The sequence below is a fragment of the Herbaspirillum frisingense genome (assembly GCF_047325095.1).
In the GTDB taxonomy this organism is placed as follows: Bacteria; Pseudomonadota; Gammaproteobacteria; order Burkholderiales; family Burkholderiaceae_D; genus Herbaspirillum; species Herbaspirillum frisingense.
This window is the reverse complement of sequence record NZ_CP168558.1, coordinates 1109018-1124400: the sequence shown is the minus strand read 5'-3', so window position 1 is coordinate 1124400 and position 15383 is coordinate 1109018. Positions and strand designations below refer to the sequence as shown.

General features: G+C 62.6%; 16 protein-coding genes. 6 read left to right on the top strand and 10 right to left on the bottom strand.

The window, feature by feature from the left end:
- The first annotated feature begins 51 nt into the window (after positions 1–51).
- Together ubiA and ACEOAC_RS05220 are read left to right on the top strand one after the other, a co-directional pair.
- Positions 52–906: a 4-hydroxybenzoate octaprenyltransferase gene (gene ubiA, locus ACEOAC_RS05225; protein ID WP_413444889.1), complete on the top strand. Its 855-nt coding sequence runs from the start codon at positions 52–54 to the stop codon at positions 904–906.
- A 37-nt stretch (positions 907–943) separates the two neighbouring features.
- Entirely contained in the window at positions 944–1603 is a 660-nt protein-coding gene (locus ACEOAC_RS05220; protein WP_413444890.1) for a thiopurine S-methyltransferase, read from the top strand.
- A 16-nt stretch (positions 1604–1619) separates the two neighbouring features.
- On the opposite strand, the gene ACEOAC_RS05215 is transcribed toward ACEOAC_RS05220, so the two are convergent.
- From ACEOAC_RS05215 to ACEOAC_RS05200, 4 genes are all read right to left on the bottom strand, one after another.
- On the bottom strand, positions 1620–1847 hold the full coding sequence (locus tag ACEOAC_RS05215) for a hypothetical protein (protein ID WP_006462013.1): 228 nt from the start codon (positions 1845–1847) through the stop codon (positions 1620–1622).
- A 53-nt stretch (positions 1848–1900) separates the two neighbouring features.
- The gene (locus tag ACEOAC_RS05210) at positions 1901–2629 is read right to left on the bottom strand and encodes a peptidoglycan DD-metalloendopeptidase family protein (RefSeq protein WP_413628718.1); all 729 of its coding nucleotides are present in this window, start codon (positions 2627–2629) and stop codon (positions 1901–1903) included.
- On the bottom strand, positions 2629–3441 hold the full coding sequence (proC, locus tag ACEOAC_RS05205) for a pyrroline-5-carboxylate reductase (protein WP_413445895.1): 813 nt from the start codon (positions 3439–3441) through the stop codon (positions 2629–2631). The genes ACEOAC_RS05210 and proC overlap by 1 nt, the downstream gene beginning before the upstream one ends.
- Positions 3442–3514: 73 nt before the next feature.
- On the bottom strand, positions 3515–4216 hold the full coding sequence (locus tag ACEOAC_RS05200) for a YggS family pyridoxal phosphate-dependent enzyme (RefSeq protein WP_413628717.1): 702 nt from the start codon (positions 4214–4216) through the stop codon (positions 3515–3517).
- Positions 4217–4289: 73 nt separating this feature from the next.
- Between ACEOAC_RS05200 and ACEOAC_RS05195 the strand changes: the two genes are divergently transcribed.
- Positions 4290–5312, top strand: coding sequence for a type IV pilus twitching motility protein PilT (locus tag ACEOAC_RS05195; protein WP_413444956.1), 1023 nt, complete (start codon positions 4290–4292; stop codon positions 5310–5312).
- A gap of 72 nt (positions 5313–5384) precedes the next feature.
- Complete coding sequence (locus ACEOAC_RS05190) at positions 5385–5870, top strand: glutathione peroxidase (protein WP_413444955.1); 486 nt, start codon at positions 5385–5387, stop codon at positions 5868–5870.
- 7 nt (positions 5871–5877) lie between these two features.
- Here ACEOAC_RS05190 and ACEOAC_RS05185 read toward each other — a convergent pair whose 3' ends face one another.
- Together ACEOAC_RS05185 and ACEOAC_RS05180 are read right to left on the bottom strand one after the other, a co-directional pair.
- Positions 5878–6798 carry a phosphate/phosphite/phosphonate ABC transporter substrate-binding protein gene (locus ACEOAC_RS05185; protein WP_241812236.1) on the bottom strand — a complete coding sequence of 307 codons (921 nt, stop codon included), beginning with the start codon at positions 6796–6798 and terminating at the stop codon, positions 5878–5880.
- On the bottom strand, positions 6795–9080 hold the full coding sequence (locus ACEOAC_RS05180; RefSeq protein ID WP_413444958.1) for an EAL domain-containing protein: 2286 nt from the start codon (positions 9078–9080) through the stop codon (positions 6795–6797). Before ACEOAC_RS05180 ends, ACEOAC_RS05185 begins: the two co-directional genes overlap by 4 nt.
- A gap of 417 nt (positions 9081–9497) precedes the next feature.
- On the opposite strand from ACEOAC_RS05180, the gene ACEOAC_RS05175 reads away from it, so the two are divergent.
- Positions 9498–10202 carry a hypothetical protein gene (locus tag ACEOAC_RS05175; RefSeq protein WP_413444954.1) on the top strand — a complete coding sequence of 235 codons (705 nt, stop codon included), beginning with the start codon at positions 9498–9500 and terminating at the stop codon, positions 10200–10202.
- A gap of 85 nt (positions 10203–10287) precedes the next feature.
- On the opposite strand, the gene ilvC is transcribed toward ACEOAC_RS05175, so the two are convergent.
- Positions 10288–11304, bottom strand: a complete 1017-nt coding sequence (gene ilvC, locus ACEOAC_RS05170) for a ketol-acid reductoisomerase (protein WP_413444953.1) — start codon at positions 11302–11304, stop codon at positions 10288–10290.
- A gap of 70 nt (positions 11305–11374) precedes the next feature.
- On the bottom strand, positions 11375–12529 hold the full coding sequence (locus tag ACEOAC_RS05165; protein WP_413628716.1) for a sigma-54-dependent Fis family transcriptional regulator: 1155 nt from the start codon (positions 12527–12529) through the stop codon (positions 11375–11377).
- Positions 12530–12719: 190 nt separating this feature from the next.
- On the opposite strand from ACEOAC_RS05165, the gene ACEOAC_RS05160 reads away from it, so the two are divergent.
- On the top strand, positions 12720–13622 hold the full coding sequence (locus ACEOAC_RS05160; protein WP_413444997.1) for a LysR family transcriptional regulator: 903 nt from the start codon (positions 12720–12722) through the stop codon (positions 13620–13622).
- Between the two features lie 94 nt (positions 13623–13716).
- Here the strand turns inward: ACEOAC_RS05160 and ACEOAC_RS05155 are convergent, their stop codons facing one another.
- Positions 13717–14517 carry an SDR family NAD(P)-dependent oxidoreductase gene (locus tag ACEOAC_RS05155; RefSeq protein WP_077234770.1) on the bottom strand — a complete coding sequence of 267 codons (801 nt, stop codon included), beginning with the start codon at positions 14515–14517 and terminating at the stop codon, positions 13717–13719.
- 11 nt (positions 14518–14528) lie between these two features.
- Entirely contained in the window at positions 14529–15299 is a 771-nt protein-coding gene (locus tag ACEOAC_RS05150; RefSeq protein ID WP_006462000.1) for an SDR family NAD(P)-dependent oxidoreductase, read from the bottom strand.
- Between the last annotated feature and the right edge of the window lie 84 nt (positions 15300–15383).

Below are 15383 nucleotides of genomic sequence, written 5' to 3'. Positions count from 1 at the left end.
GCAAACAGCGAGGCGAATTATAATGCGGACTTTCGTTTTTGCGGACATCGAATGGACAGGTTAAGGCTATACGCGCTGCTGGTACGCGCCCACAAACCCATCGGCATCCTGCTCTTGCTGTGGCCCACGCTGATCGCCCTGTGGCTGGCGGCAGGCGGCCCGCCGGACTGGCGCATCCTGCTGATCTACGTACTGGGCACCGCGCTGATGCGTTCGGCCGGCTGCGCCATCAATGACTACGCCGACCGCGACTTCGACCGCCACGTCAAGCGCACCGAGCAGCGGCCGTTGACGTCCGGCAAGATCAAGTCCTGGGAAGCCCTGATGGTGGCAGGTGTGCTGGCGCTGCTGTCCTTCCTGCTGATCCTGCCGCTCAACACACTGACCCTGCAACTGTCGGTGGCGGCGGTGATCATTGCGGCCACCTATCCCTACTTCAAGCGTTTCTTCGCCATTCCCCAGGCCTACCTGGGCATTGCCTTCGGCTTCGGCATCCCGATGGGGTTCGCCACGGTCACCGGCACGGTGTCGCTGGCAGCCTGGGTGCTGCTGGTGGCCAACATCTTCTGGGCCGTGGCCTATGACACCGAATATGCGATGGTGGACCGCGACGACGACCTGAAGATCGGCATCAAGACCTCCGCCATCACCTTCGGCCGCCACGATGTGCTGGCCGTGATGCTGTGCTACGCCGTGGCGCTGGCGCTGGTGTGGGTGGTCGGCCTGCAATACGGATTGGGCCTGTGGTTCTCGGCCGGCATGCTGGTGGCCTGCGGCTTCGCGCTGTATCACTACACCCTGATCCGCGAACGTGACCGCATGCGCTGCTTCGCGGCCTTCAACAACAACAACTGGCTGGGCGCGGCGATCTTCGCCGGCGTCGCGCTGGATTACCTGATGCGCTGAAGCGGCATCGGGCGCCGATACGGGAACAGGAGACGACATGGAAGCGCAATTCTGGCTGGAACGCTGGCGCGAAGGCCGCACGCATTTTCATCAGGAGCGCGTGACGCCCCTGCTGCAAAAATACTGGCCGCAACTGGCCTTGCCAGACGGGAGTACGGTGTTGGTGCCACTGTGCGGCAAGTCACTGGACATGCTGTGGCTGGCCCAGCAGGGGCACCGGGTGCTGGGCGTGGAACTGTCGGAACTGGCCATCACCCAGTTCTTCAGCGAGAACCAGCTGACACCGGCGATCCATGAAAGCGCCCAGGGCCGGCACTACGTGGCCGGCAACATCGAGCTGGTGTGTGGCGATATCTTCCTGCTGGAAGACGCCACCCTGGCGGCCTGTGCCGGCGCCTACGACCGTGCCGCCCTGATCGCCCTGCCGCCGGAGATGCGGGCGCGTTATGTCGCCGAGATCTATGGCCGCCTGCCGGCCCAGGCCCGCAGCCTGTTGATCACGCTGGAATACGACCAGCCGAAGATGGATGGCCCGCCCTTCTCGGTGGCGGAAGAAGAAGTACAACGGCTCTACGCGCCGCACAGCGAAGCCGTGGCAATCGACCGCCGGGATATCCTGGAGAAGGAACCGAAGTTCCTGGAGCGCGGATTGACGGCGCTGGATACGGTGGTCTATCGCTTGCAGCGTGAGGGCTGACGCCGCGCGGACCTGTCTACACCTCAGCAGTGGTTCGCACCACCGTCACCCGGCTGATGAGGAATTCGCCATCCACCACCACACGGAACGGCACGCCGGTCACGTTGAAGCCGGGGCCACCGTCATCGTCCCAGGCCTGGGCGATGGCATCGAACTCGCTTGGACTCATGTGCAGCATCTGGGCGCTGATGACGAAGGTTGCACCGGTCTTCTGTTTTCTGACGATGTCTTCGAGCTTGGCCATGGGGGTTCCTGATTTTTCCTGAATCTGATCTTTAGTGAGGTGCAGCGCGCCGGTCAGCGTGCCGGCAGCAAGGCCATCACGTTGACCGGCTTGCCGTTGCGGCGGATTTCAAAATACAGCTTCACCTTGTTGGTGTCGCTGTTGCCCATGGTCGCGATCTGCTGGCCGCGCGTGACCATCTGGCCTTCCTTGACCGTGATGCTCTTGTTGTGGGCATACACCGACAGCAGTTGCGGCGTGTGCTTGATGATCACCATGTTGCCGTAGCCACGGATGCCGTGACCGGCATAGGTGACCTTGCCTGCGGCCGCAGCCACCACTGATTGGCCGTCGCTGCCGGCGATATCGATGCCCTTTTTGTAGCTGTCCGCGCTGGGGGCGGATTTTCCCTGGGTGGGCCACATCCAGTCCAGCTTGGCGTCGGCCGGGGCCGGGGCATCGTCGTCGTCCTTGGTCGCGGGCTTGGTGGCCGGTCGGGCCGCCGGCTTGCGGGTCGGGCTTGAGGACGCCGCAGGACGGCTGCTCTGACCGGCGCCGGTGCGCGCCACCACGCCGGCCGGTGGGCGCACCAGGATGCGCTGCCCGACCTCGAGGTCATCCGGATTACGCAACTTGTTCCAGGCGCGCAGGTTGCCCGGGTTCTGGTCGAAGTCGCGGCCGATGCTGTAGAGGGTATCGCCGCGCTTGACGGTGTAATAGCCATCGCTGTCGGCCGTGGATGCGCAACCGCCCAGCAGCAAGACTCCCGCCAGCAGGGCTCCAGAAGAAACCGCCCGTCTCATCAGGCCTTTCCGAATTCGTCGCCCAGCTCCTTGCTGCGCGTGGCCGCTGCCTGCAGGGCCTGGACGATGGCGCCCTTCACGCCGGATTGCTCCAGGCTGGTCAGCGCCGCATAGGTGGTTCCCCCCTTGGAGGTGACGCGCTCGCGCAGGGTCGCCACCGATTCATCGGAACGACGCGCCAGTTCGGTGGCGCCGGCAAAAGTCGCCTTGGCCAGTTGCAGACCATCTTCGCGCGACAGGCCCAATTGGGCTGCGGCCTGCTCCATTGCTTCAAGGAAGTAGAACACATAGGCGGGGCCGCTGCCCGACACGGCGGTGACGGCATCGAGCTGCTCTTCACTGCCCAGCCACAAGGTCTCTCCCACCGCCTTGAGGATGGAATCGGCCTGTGCGCGCTGCAGCGTGGAAACCTGCGCATGCGGCACCACGCCGGAGATGCCCTGGCCGATCAGCGCCGGGGTATTGGGCATGGCGCGCACGATGGCCTGATGACCATCCAGCCAGCGCTCCATGTCGACAATGCGGATGCCGGCGGCAATCGAGACAATCAGTTGCGCACCGATGAAGGGCTTGAGTGTGGCGACCACCTCACGCATCTGCTGCGGCTTGACTGCCAGCACCACCACGTCCACGCCGGTGATGGCGCCATCGATGGCCTGTGCGGTGGAGACGCCGAACTTGTCCGCCAGCGACTTGAGCGCATCGGCATTGAGGTCGACCACGTGGATGTCTTCTGCCGCCGCGACCTTGCCGACCAGTCCGCCGATCAAGGCCGATGCCATATTGCCGCCGCCGATAAACGCTATCTTCACTTCCGCTCCTTGTGTCTCGTAGATGGTGTATCCGGTGTATCGCCGGAATGGATATTGTGCTGGTCCGGCCCGCTCATGCGTAATGCCGGGCCCCGAAAATGGCGCTGCCGATGCGCACGATGCTGGCCCCTTCGGCCACGGCAGCGTCGAGATCGGCCGACATGCCCATGGACAGCGTGTCCAGCGCCAGACCGTCGGCGCGCAACTGCTCGAACAGCCGGCGCACGGCGGCGAAGGCGGCTCGCTGCGCGGCCTGTTCTTCGCTGGGTGCCGGGATCGCCATCAGGCCGCGCAGGCGCAATCGGGGCAGGCGCGCCACCTCCACCGCGACTGCGGGCAGCTCCTGCGGCGTCAGGCCACTCTTGCTTTCTTCACCGCTGATATTGACCTGCAGACAGATGTCCAGCGGCGGCAGTTCCGCAGGCCGCTGTTCGGACAGGCGCTGGGCGATCTTCAGGCGGTCCACCGAATGCACCCAGTCGAAGTGCTCGGCGATGGGCCGCGTCTTGTTGCTCTGGATGGGGCCGATGAAGTGCCACTCCAGCATCACACCGGGCGCCAGGGCCGGCATGGCGGCCATCTTGTCCAGCGCTTCCTGCAAATAGTTTTCGCCGAAGGCCCGTTGCCCGGCCTGCACCGCTTCCAGCACGGCCTCAGGGCCGAAGGTCTTGGAGACGGCCAGCAATCGTACCGATGCCGGGTCACGTCCCGCTTTTTCGACGGCGCGGGCGATCTGTTGTTGCACCTGTTGCAAGTGTTGAGCGATTGACGACATAATCCGGGGCCGGAAGGGGCGAGCCTGCGGGGAAATAAACAGATTGATAGTGTGATCCTTGCCGGGATTATAAATGGACATTGCCACCCTACTGGCATTTGCCGTCAGAAATCAGGCCTCTGACCTGCATCTTTGCGCAGGCCTGCCCCCAGCGCTGCGGGTCCATGGCGCCATCCGTCGCATCAACCTCCAGCCCATCGATACTGCCCGGCTGCGGCAGTTGCTGCTGGAGTGGATGCCGCCGCCCTGCCAGCAGCGCTATGCCGAAGGCAGCGAATGTGACTTTGCCCTCGATCTGCCGACATTGGGACGTTTCCGCGTCCACGCCTTCCACCAGCAACGCGGCCCGGCCGCTGCCATCCGCCATCTCGGGCGCGAGCCCCCTGTCCTGGCTTCCCTGGCCGCGCCGCCGCTGTGCGCCGAACTGGCGCTGCGTCCACATGGCCTGGTGCTGGTCACGGGTGCCACCGGGGCCGGCAAGAGCACGACGCTGGCCGCCATGCTCCGTCACATCAACGAAGAGCGCGCGGTGCACATCCTGACCATCGAAGACCCCATCGAGTTCGTGCATGAACCACGCCGCGCACTGATCAGCCAGCGCGAAATCGGCACCCATACCGCCGATGTCGCGCAGGCACTGCGTGCCGCCCTGCGCGAAGACCCGGACGTGCTGCTGGTTGGCGAACTGCGTGATGCCGATACCATCCGCCTGGCCCTGTGCGCCGCCGAGACCGGCCATCTGGTGCTGGGGACACTGCACACCGCCTCAGCGGCGCGGACCATGGATCGCATGATCGATGCCTTCCCCGCCGTCGAACAGGAAGCGGTCCGCGGCATGCTGGCCGAATCGCTACAGGGCGTGATCGCGCAGACCCTGCTCCCCACCACCGACGGCAATGGCCGGGTAGCGGCCCACGAACTGCTGGTGGCGACCCCGGCCGTGCGCAACCTGATCCGCGAGGGGCGCAGCGCGCAACTGCTCTCGGCAATGCAGTCCGGCGCGGCGCACGGGATGCAGACGCTGCAGGCCAGCCTGGCCCAGCTGCTCCAGCAGGGCCGTATCAGCGAGCGCACGGCACGGGAGCATATGCCATAGGCCCATGCAGCCAGCGACCCGGCGGTTTAGAATGGCGGCGACAAAATCACGGGAAATCCAAAGGACCAGCACATGACCACTCTCTACGATTTCCAGCCCCGGCTGGCAGACCAGACCACCTTCCCGCTGGAGCAACTGCGCGGCAAGGTGCTGCTCATCGTCAATACCGCCAGCAAATGCGGTTTCACACCGCAATACAACGGTCTGGAAGCGATCCACCGCCAGTTCCATGCGCGTGGTCTGGAAGTGATGGCCTTCCCCTGCAACCAGTTCGGCGCCCAGGAGCCAGGCAATGCCGATGAAATCGGCGCCTTCTGCGAAAAGAACTACGGCGTCAGCTTCCCGTTGTTCGCCAAGATCGATGTCAATGGCGAGCAGGCCGATCCGCTGTTCCGGTATCTCAAGAAGGAAGCACCCGGTCTCCTGGGGAGCAAGGCCATCAAGTGGAATTTCACCAAGTTCCTGGTGCGCCGCGACGGCAGCGTCTTCAAGCGCTATGCACCGCAGACGCGTCCGGAGGAAATCGTCTCCGATATCGAAACGCTGCTGGCCGAGTGAGTCGTCCTCACGGCAGTTCGCGGATGATGCGGTAGTCAGCGTCGTGCACGGGCACGAAGTGGGTAGCCCGCAAGCTGTCCAGCGTGAGCTTGACCCGTAGCGAGTTCTTGTCCAGGAATACCGCGCGAATCTTGCTGCGGATATCGGCGCACAGCTGCCCGCGATAGACGAATGGGTCGAAGGGAATCGGTGCCGAGCGCCATAATACGCGCAGGTCACTCTTCCTGAGCTTGCCGTCGCTGATCATCCGCGAAAGATTGGTGCTGGCCACGAAAGCCGCATCGGCATGGTGGTTCAGTACCGCCATCACCGATTGCTCGTGGTTTCCCGCATAACCGACGCGGGAAAAATACCTGTCCAGCTGCAGCTGGTACTGACGCGCAAAAAGGTGACGCGGAATCAGCGCACCCGAGGTACTGTCGGGATCGGCCAGCGCCAGCACCTTCCCGGCCAACGAGGCCACGCTGTCATACGGCCCCTGCGCGCGCGTCACCAGCAACGAGTAATATACCGACGACACGCCGCGCTGCACGGCGAAATTGGGTTCCACCTGTTCCATCGACGCGAATGGCGTAATCTGCGGGTCCCCCTTGTGGGCGGTCACGTACGAGGCCGGCCCCAGCCGCGCCACATCGACCGCGCCTGCGATCAGGCCTTCGATCACGCCACCGTAGGAAGTCGGGATCACCACATCGACCGGCATCTTCAACCGCTCCCGCAATTCATCGATCAGGGGATTGAGCGCAGTCTGCTGCTCGCTGTCCCGCCCCTGCGGCACGAAGGAAAAACGCAAGCGCTGGGGCCGCTCGCAGGCGCCCTTGGCCACGACCAGCGCAGGCGTCGCAGCGAGCGTGGACAATAGTGCCAGTGTGGCGCCCAACATGCGCGTCGCCCGCGCTGTCGGCAGACCGGAGAAGAGCGTCTTCATGTGACCTCGAACCTGCCTTTCTGCAAGAGCGGCACCAGTTGCGCCGCCGACACCGGACGTTGCAGGTAGAAGCCCTGCACCTCATCGCAACCCATCAGTTTCAGGTGCATCAGCTGCTCCTTGGTTTCCACGCCTTCGGCTACCACCTTCAGCCCCAGGTTACGCGCCAGCGTCACGGTGGAGGCTACGATCATGCCGTCGCTGTTGTCATTGCGAATGTCGCGCACGAAGGAGCGGTCGATCTTCAGCGCATACACCGGCAGCGCCTTGATGTGGCTGAGGCTGGAGTAACCGGTGCCATAGTCGTCCAGGTAGATCTTCAAGCCCTCGTCGCGCAACTTTTCCAGGGTCTGGCGCGCCTGCTCCAGGTCGGTGATGAAGCAGCTCTCGGTCACCTCGATCTCCAGCAGTTCGGCACTCAGGCCGTGGCGGCGCAAGGCGTCGCGGAAGGTCTCGATCAGGCGCTCGTCATTCAACTGCTTGGCCGAGACATTGATCGCCACCGGCATCAACGGCAGACCATCGGCGCGCCATTGCGCCAGTTGCCGGCACACTGCCTCGATGATCCAGTGGCCCAGCGGCTGCACCAGATCGTGGGTCTCGGCCAGGCCGATGAATTCGCCAGGATAGATCAGGCCATGCTCCGGATGTTGCCAGCGGATCAGGGCTTCCATGCCGACCACCCGATAATCCTGCAGCGCCACCTTGGGCTGGTAGTGCAGGCAAAACTCGTTATCCCGAAGCGCCTGGCGGAAGCGTCCCAGCAGTTCCAGCCCGCGCACGGCGATGGCATTGAGCGAGGCATCGTAGAAACGATACAGCCCGCTACCGGCGCTCTTGGCGGTGTACATGGCCGAGTCGGCGTTGGTCATCAGCGCCTCGATACTCTGCCCATCGCGCGGATAGAGCGCGATGCCGATGCTGGGTGCCGTCTCGACATCGCAGCCCAGCAGGTCGAGGTAGGGTGTACGCAGGGTGTCGACCAGCTTGTCGGCGATCTCGGCCACGATTTCCTCATTGCGGATTTCCGAGACCAGCACCACGAATTCATCTCCCCCCAGGCGCGCCACCAGATCGTATTCGCGCACGGCTGCACGCAGCCGCCGCGCCACCTCCTGGAGCAACGCGTCGCCCACGGCGTGGCCCAGGGTATCGTTGATCAGCTTGAACTTGTCGAGATCGAGGAAGAACAGCGCATACAGATTGCGACTGCGCCGGGCCCGCGACAATTCGGTCGCTGCCAGTTCATAGAACAGCATACGATTGGGAATGCCGGTCAGGTAATCGTGCGAGGCAAGCTGGTAGGCGCGGCTCTTTTCCTGTTCCAGCTGATGGATCAGCCCGCTCTTCTCCCGCTCCGAGTAGAGCAGCTTGTCATAGAGATAGCGGCGCCGGTGCGCCATGCTGATCAAGCCCCCCGACAAGGCCACCACCAGCAGCGAAATCAGGATCGCCTGCAGGTAATACTGGCGATGCGCCGGCCACAGCTTGCCCAGCAATACCTGCGGATCGCGGCTCACCACCACGGCCAGCGGATAGTGGGCCAGGCGCCGCTGCACGCCCACATGCTGCACCTGGTCACCCGGGCGCAAGGCGTGGATCAGGCCATCCCCCTTGCCGGTGAGCAGAAAGGTGGCGTAGTCCTGGCCGGCATAATTGGATCCACCGGAGAGGATGCCACCGGACAATTCCGCAAGTTGCAGGCCAGCCGCGTTGATGATCTCGATGCGGCTGGCGCCGTCCACACTCACTTCCTGGTAGGTCTTCAGGAAATAGCCCAGATCGAGGATGGCCGCGAAGAAGCCTTGCAGCGCGCCCTTGCCATCCTGCAAGGGAATCAATAGCGGCACGCGCCAACTGTAGCCCTCGCGGTCCATGGGGGGCTTGATGATCATGGTGCTCTGCTCGGACGTCGCCGTGAGCGAACTCATGTAGCCGGCGTTGATGAGCCGGCTCAGCTCCGGCTCGCTCTTCTGGCGCGACGACGAATAGACCAGCCGACCACGCGCATCGAACATGGCCACGCGCAGGTAGGCTGAATCGCCGTTGAACAGTGGATTGAAATAGGCCGACGATGATTGCTCGCCATTGAGCATCGATTGGCCGATGCGCGAGTACAGCAGGGTCTTGCCCAGCACCTCATCCAGGTTGGCCGAGACAATGGCGGCAACGTTGCGGCTGTCTGCGATGGAGCCGGCGATGGCGAGCTGTTTTTCGTTCTCGATACGGATGATGGTGAAGTACCACACCAGCGACAGCACGCCGGCGGCAAGCAGCACCATGCCCGCCGACACTCCCCTGCCCGCGAGCAGTCTGGTCAGCATCCCTTTCGGCTCGAACGATAACGGCTTACGCAATCCCCACCCACTTGAACATGACACCGACCCGGCGGCGCTTGGCTAAACCCTTTTTGACTGGGTGAGGGTAATGGGGATTTATGTCAAGTTGATGACAAGCATCATTTCCACCTTGACCGCCGCCCGGACGGCGTATTGAAACCAAAATTCAAATAGACATTGCATTTCTGCTTAACCTGACTAAGCTGTCCTTGGGGATAAAACACGAACAAAAACCATGGGGGAACAATGCGCACACTGTCGCCATATCGGGGCCTTGGGCTCCTGCTCTGCTTGCCTTTCCTGAGTGCCTGCACGCATGTCTATCAACCATATTCGGTCCACTCGCTGAGTTCGCTGGATTTGTCCAAGACCTACGAAAACCTCAAGAGCAAGACCGGTACGTTGATTACCGAGCAAAAATGTTATGCCCCTCTGAGTGCAGCCGATCAAGCCACTCTAGGTAGCCTGTGCACGCAGCAGCGTAATCTAGCCGTCTCGGCACTGGTGATGACTTCCGCCGAGGAATGCCTGCGCTACCGACGTGGACTATACGGTACGGAAGCATCGTGGAATATTGCGCTGGGAACTACCACCAGCCTGTTTTCCGGTGCAGCCGCAGTCGCCGGCAGTGCACAGGGCAAGTCCATCCTCGGCGCGCTGGCGCTGTTCAGCAATTCCGAACGCTCATTGATCAGCGAGACGGTCTACAAGCAGATGCTCGTGACCGCGGTTGATAAGAAGATCGTCGAGATGCGCGATACTAAAATGCTGGCGATCTATGGCTCCATGCAGGGTGATGTGAACGTCTATCCCATCTATCGGGCATTCGGGGATGTCATCGATCTCCACAACACCTGCTCCTTCGTGGACGGATTGCAGAAGGCACTGGAAGAAGGCACACAGGGGACATCCGCACAACGCATCATGCGACTCAAGCAGACCCTGCAAGGCTTGGTGGCCGAACGAGATGCCACCGTCGCCGCCGGCAGGACCGAGGATGCGGAAGCGATCAAGAAGCGGATAGAAGGTGTCAGGACCGAATTGTCCGTGGAAGAGAAAAAATGAGATGGAGAGTAGTGAACAAGAGCTTCCTCCTGCCCGAAAGAAAAACGCCACGGCAAACCGTGGCGTTACTGGCGCAAACGGCAGATCAGTTCTTGCTTTGATCGACCAGCTTGTTGGCCTTGATCCAGGGCATCATGGCGCGCAGCTTCTCGCCCACGATTTCGATCTGGTGTTCGGCGTTGATGCGACGACGTGACATCAGGGTCGGTGCACCGGCCTTGTTTTCCAGGATGAAGCTCTTGGCGTATTCGCCGGTCTGGATGTCTTCCAGCACCTTCTTCATCGCAGCCTTGCTCTCGGCGTTGATCACGCGCGGGCCGGTCACGTACTCGCCGTATTCGGCGTTGTTGGAGATCGAGTAGTTCATGTTGGCGATGCCGCCTTCATAGATCAGGTCGACGATCAGCTTCAGTTCGTGCAGGCACTCGAAGTAGGCCATTTCCGGAGCGTAGCCGGCTTCCACCAGGGTTTCGAAACCGGCCTTGATCAGTTCCACGGTACCGCCGCACAGCACGGCCTGTTCGCCGAACAGGTCGGTTTCGGTTTCTTCGCGGAAGTTGGTTTCGATGATGCCGGCACGGCCGCCGCCGTTGGCGGTGGCGTACGACAGGGCCAGGTCACGGGCGCTGCCGGACTTGTCCTGGTGCACGGCGATCAGGTGCGGCACGCCGCCACCCTGGCTGTAGGTCGAACGCACGGTGTGGCCGGGGGCCTTGGGGGCGATCATGATGATGTCCAGGTCAGCGCGCGGCACGACTTGGCCGTAGTGGATGTTGAAGCCGTGGGCGAAGGCGACGGTGGCGCCTTGCTTGGCGAACGGTGCGACGTTTTCGGCGTAGACCTGGCCGATGTTTTCGTCGGGCAGCAGGATCATGATGACGTCGGCGTCCTTGACGGCGTCGTTCACTTCAGCGACCTTCAGGCCGGCCTTTTCGGCCTTGGACCAGGAAGCGCCGCCCTTACGCAGGCCAACGGTGACCTTCACGCCCGAATCCTTCAGGTTCAGCGCGTGGGCGTGACCTTGCGAACCGTAACCGATGATGGTCACGTTCTTGCTCTTGATCAGGGACAGGTCTGCGTCTTTGTCGTAGAAGACTTTCATGAATTTCCTAAAGAAGTTGGGCAGGGACCGCACTCGCGGCCCACATATCGTTTATATGATTTATATCGTTTCAGGCAACGGCATAAGCCGGCATGGCCTGGTCACGTACGTGCGGGATGTCCAGTTGCCTCAGCTTGCGGTAGAGCGAAGCACGGCACATTCCCAGTTGCCGCGAAGCGGCGGAGATGTTCCAGCGACTGCCATTCAAGGCAGCGATAACGCGCGTGCGCTCGTCCCGGTACGGATCGCCGGTAAGCACTACGGACGTGGCGTCCCCTTCGGCTCGTGACGCGAAGGGGCGGATCTGGGCGGTGCGGCCGATGGAATGGACCTGGGCCAGCGGCACCGCCTGGAATTGCATCAATTCTTCGGGCAGGTCGCACAACTCGATGCGACCGCCATTCATCACCGCGCAGCTGTAGCGGATCACCGCATGCATCTGACGCAGGTTGCCCGGCCATGGATAGGCCAGTAGTCGCTGCAGGGCCGCCGGGGCGATGACGTTCTCGTCGGCAGCCTCCCCCAGCTCGTCGGCAATCATCTGCATCACCAGCCGGCGACGGTCGGCACGTTCGCGCAGGGCTGGCAGTCGCAGCACGCCACCCGCGACACGGTAATAAAGGTCTTCGCGGAAGCGTCCCTCGCCGATCAGCGTCTTCAAATCCTGGTGGGTCGCGCAGATCAGTTGCACATCGACCGATACCGGTCGCATTGCACCGAGCGGGATCACCTCGCGCTCGGACAGCACCCGCAGCAGCCGCGTTTGCAGGGCGAAGGGCATGTCGCCGATTTCATCAAGGAACAACGTGCCGCCATCGGCCTGCTGCACCTTGCCCTTCATGCCGCCTGGCAGTGCGCCCGAGAAGGCCCCCTTGCAATAACCGAACAGTTCACTCTCGGCCAGGCTTTCCGGGATGGAGGCGCAATTGACCGCCACCCACGCCGCCTGGCGACGCGCGCTGTAGTCATGCAGCGCGCGCGACAGGTATTCCTTGCCGGTACCGGTCTCGCCCAGGATCAACACCGGAATGCCGCGATCAATCAGGCGCTTGCCGCGCTCCACCAGATCGCGCATGAGCTCGTCACCCGCGGCCAACTGGTCGATGTCACGGTAGCGCGGCGCGGTGCGGGAAGCTGCGCAGTGGTGGCTGCGGGCAGTATGGGCAGTATCGGCGGTCTGGACGTCACTCTCAGCCACGGGCTGTTCTACCGGGGGTGTCGGCATGATGGTCTCCTGTCTTGAACTGCTTTTTTGTCGAACCGTCTTCCCTCGGAGCGGCTCTTTATGCGCGGGGTCTGGCTTGTGGCCGGCCCGGAGAAGTGTCGCAATGGCACGTCTGCGGCAAAGAATAGCCAGACAATCCCATGACTTCCAATACAATGTACAGACAGAATCAATACCTTGAAGGTATCAAATGATCGAGTTGAGACACCTCACCTATTTCCGCACCGTAGCAGAAACCCTGCATTTCGGACGCGCGGCGGAGCTGCTGCATATCTCGCAACCGCCGCTCACACGGCAGATTGCGGCCCTTGAAAGGGAGCTGGGCGCGCAATTGTTCGACCGCAGCAAACGAGCCATCCAGCTGACCTCGGCCGGCAAATATTTTTATCGCGACACTACAGAAATTTTCAAGGCACTGGAACGGGCGAAACGTAATGTCTCGTCATCGAGCACCGGCAAGAGCGGTGCGTTGAAGGTGGGATTCATGATGTCCTCGGCCTACAACATCCTGCCGTCGGTGACGCGCCACTATTCCGCCGCCTATCCCGAGGTGGACATGCGCCTGACCGAATACGTCCCCAACCTGCTGGCCGCCGACATCGAGGATGAGAAGGTGGATGTGGGCATCATGTACCGCCCGGAGGACTGTAGCCGCCTGGACAGCCACACCATCTATGCCGAACCCCTGCTGGCGGTGCTACCACGCGAGCATCGCCTGGCCGGCAAGGAGGCCATCTCCGCCGCAGAACTGGCGGAGGACCCTTTCGTCAGCATCCCCCGTACGATCGCGCCGGTGGTATTCGACCTCATCATCAACCACTGCCAGTCGCGAGGTTTCCGTCCGCGCATCGTGCTGGAAGCCAATCTGCAGCAGACCATCGTCAACCTGGTCGGCGAAGGCCTGGGTGTAGCCCTGGTACCGACGTCGATGCAGGCCATGCACCTGGACACCACCGTCTTCAAACCCCTGATCGACGCGCCACTGGTCGAAGTCGCCGTGATCTGGAACAAGGAGAATACCAATCCCTGTATTCGTACCTTTGCCGATACGGCGGTGGAGGTGTGGCGGAAGATGCAGCCAACGGCGCCATAAAAAAACCCGGACGCTCTTGGACGCCCGGGTTCAAACCGCGGCAGGTCGGCTTCCACGCCCGCCCGCCTGCGGCCAACAAACAAACCTGCTCAACTCATCCGGCGCAACGCAGCGACAGCCCTCCATCCACGATCAGGTCCAGTCCCGTGATGTAGCGCGCGTTATCAGACGCCAGGAACAGCGAGGCATGCGCCACGTCCCAGGCGTCGCCCATGAAGCCCATCGGGCATTGCGCATTGCGCTTGGCGCGCATCTCTTCGATATCGCCTCCATAGGCGGCCTTGAGCGGCTCGCGGATCATGGGCGTATCCATCATGCCCGGCAGCACGCAGTTGGCACGGATGCCCATGGGCGCGTACTGCATTGCCACGTTCTTGGTAAATGCCAGGATGGCGGCCTTGGTTGCGGTATAGCCGAGGTAGGGAAAGCCGATCCAGCGCAGTGCCGCCAGCGAGGAAATGTTGACGATGGCACCCTTCTTCTGCTTTTCCATGATGGGCAGCACATGCTTGTGGGTCAGGAACAGGCTGGTCTGGTTGACCGCTACCAGCCGGTTCCAGCTCTCTTCGCTGGTCTCCACCGGTCCGCCGGTTTCGGCGATGCCGACATTGTTGTGAAGCACATCCACCCGGCCGAAGTGATCCATCGCGGCATCGGCGATGGCCTTCACGTCGGCGCTTTTTGAGACATCGGCCGCCAGCACTTCACAGACCCCGCCCTCGCTGCGGATGATTTCGCGAGTCTGCAACGCGGCTTCGATGCTGCGATCCACCGCCAGCACCCGCCCGCCTTCACGGGCATACAGCGCGGCAGCGGCCTTGCCGTTGCCCCAGCCTTCGCCCACCGAACCGGCGCCGGTCACGATGATGACCTTGCCTTCCATCAGCTTGTTCATGGTGGCGCTCCTCAGATCTCAAGCACGCCACCAGCGACGAAGCCGCCATCCACCGGTACCACGTGGCCGGTGATGTAGGACGACTCCTCGGAGGCCAGATAACTCACGGCCGAGGCGATTTCGTCGGTGGTGCCGTAGCGCCGCATGGGCACCAGGCGGTAGTAGCTCTCGCGGGTCTGCTCGGAATGCATGGCCTGGGTCATGGGGGTATCGACCGGGCCGGGAGCGACGCTGTTGACGGTGATGCCGTATTGCGCCAGTTCGATCGCCATCTGGCGCGTCAGGCCGATGACCGCGGCCTTGGAGGTACCGTAGGCAGTGCGGCCGGCCCCGGCGCGGATGCCCGAGATGGACGAGATATTGACGATGCGGCCCCACTGCTTCCTGACCATCAGACGCGCCGCATGCTGACCTGCCAGCAACACGCCGGTGACATTGACGTTCATGGTCTGCAGCCAGTTGTCGAGCGGGTAATCGAGGAAGGAATAGGTACGTGCCACGCCGGCATTGTTGACCAGCACGTCGCAGCGACCATAGTCCTTCTCGATGTGGGCGAAGGCGGCCGCGATGGACTCCGGATTGCCGAGGTCCATCTGCAGCGCGGCTGCGCGGTGACCGGCGGCTACCAGCGCGTCGGCAGTCTGCTGGGCTGCCTGCAGGTTGATGTCAGCCACCAGCACGGTGTGGCCCTTGGCCGCCAGTTGCTGGCAGATGCTGGCGCCGATGCCCATGGCTCCGCCCGTCACGAGCGCCACGCGGGCGCCGCTATCATTGCGATTCATATTGTCTCCGTGGATGTTGGCGGCCCCGGGAAGGGATGGGATAAGGGGCCGCCGTGTTCTAAGTCGTCGTTGGCAAATCAATCA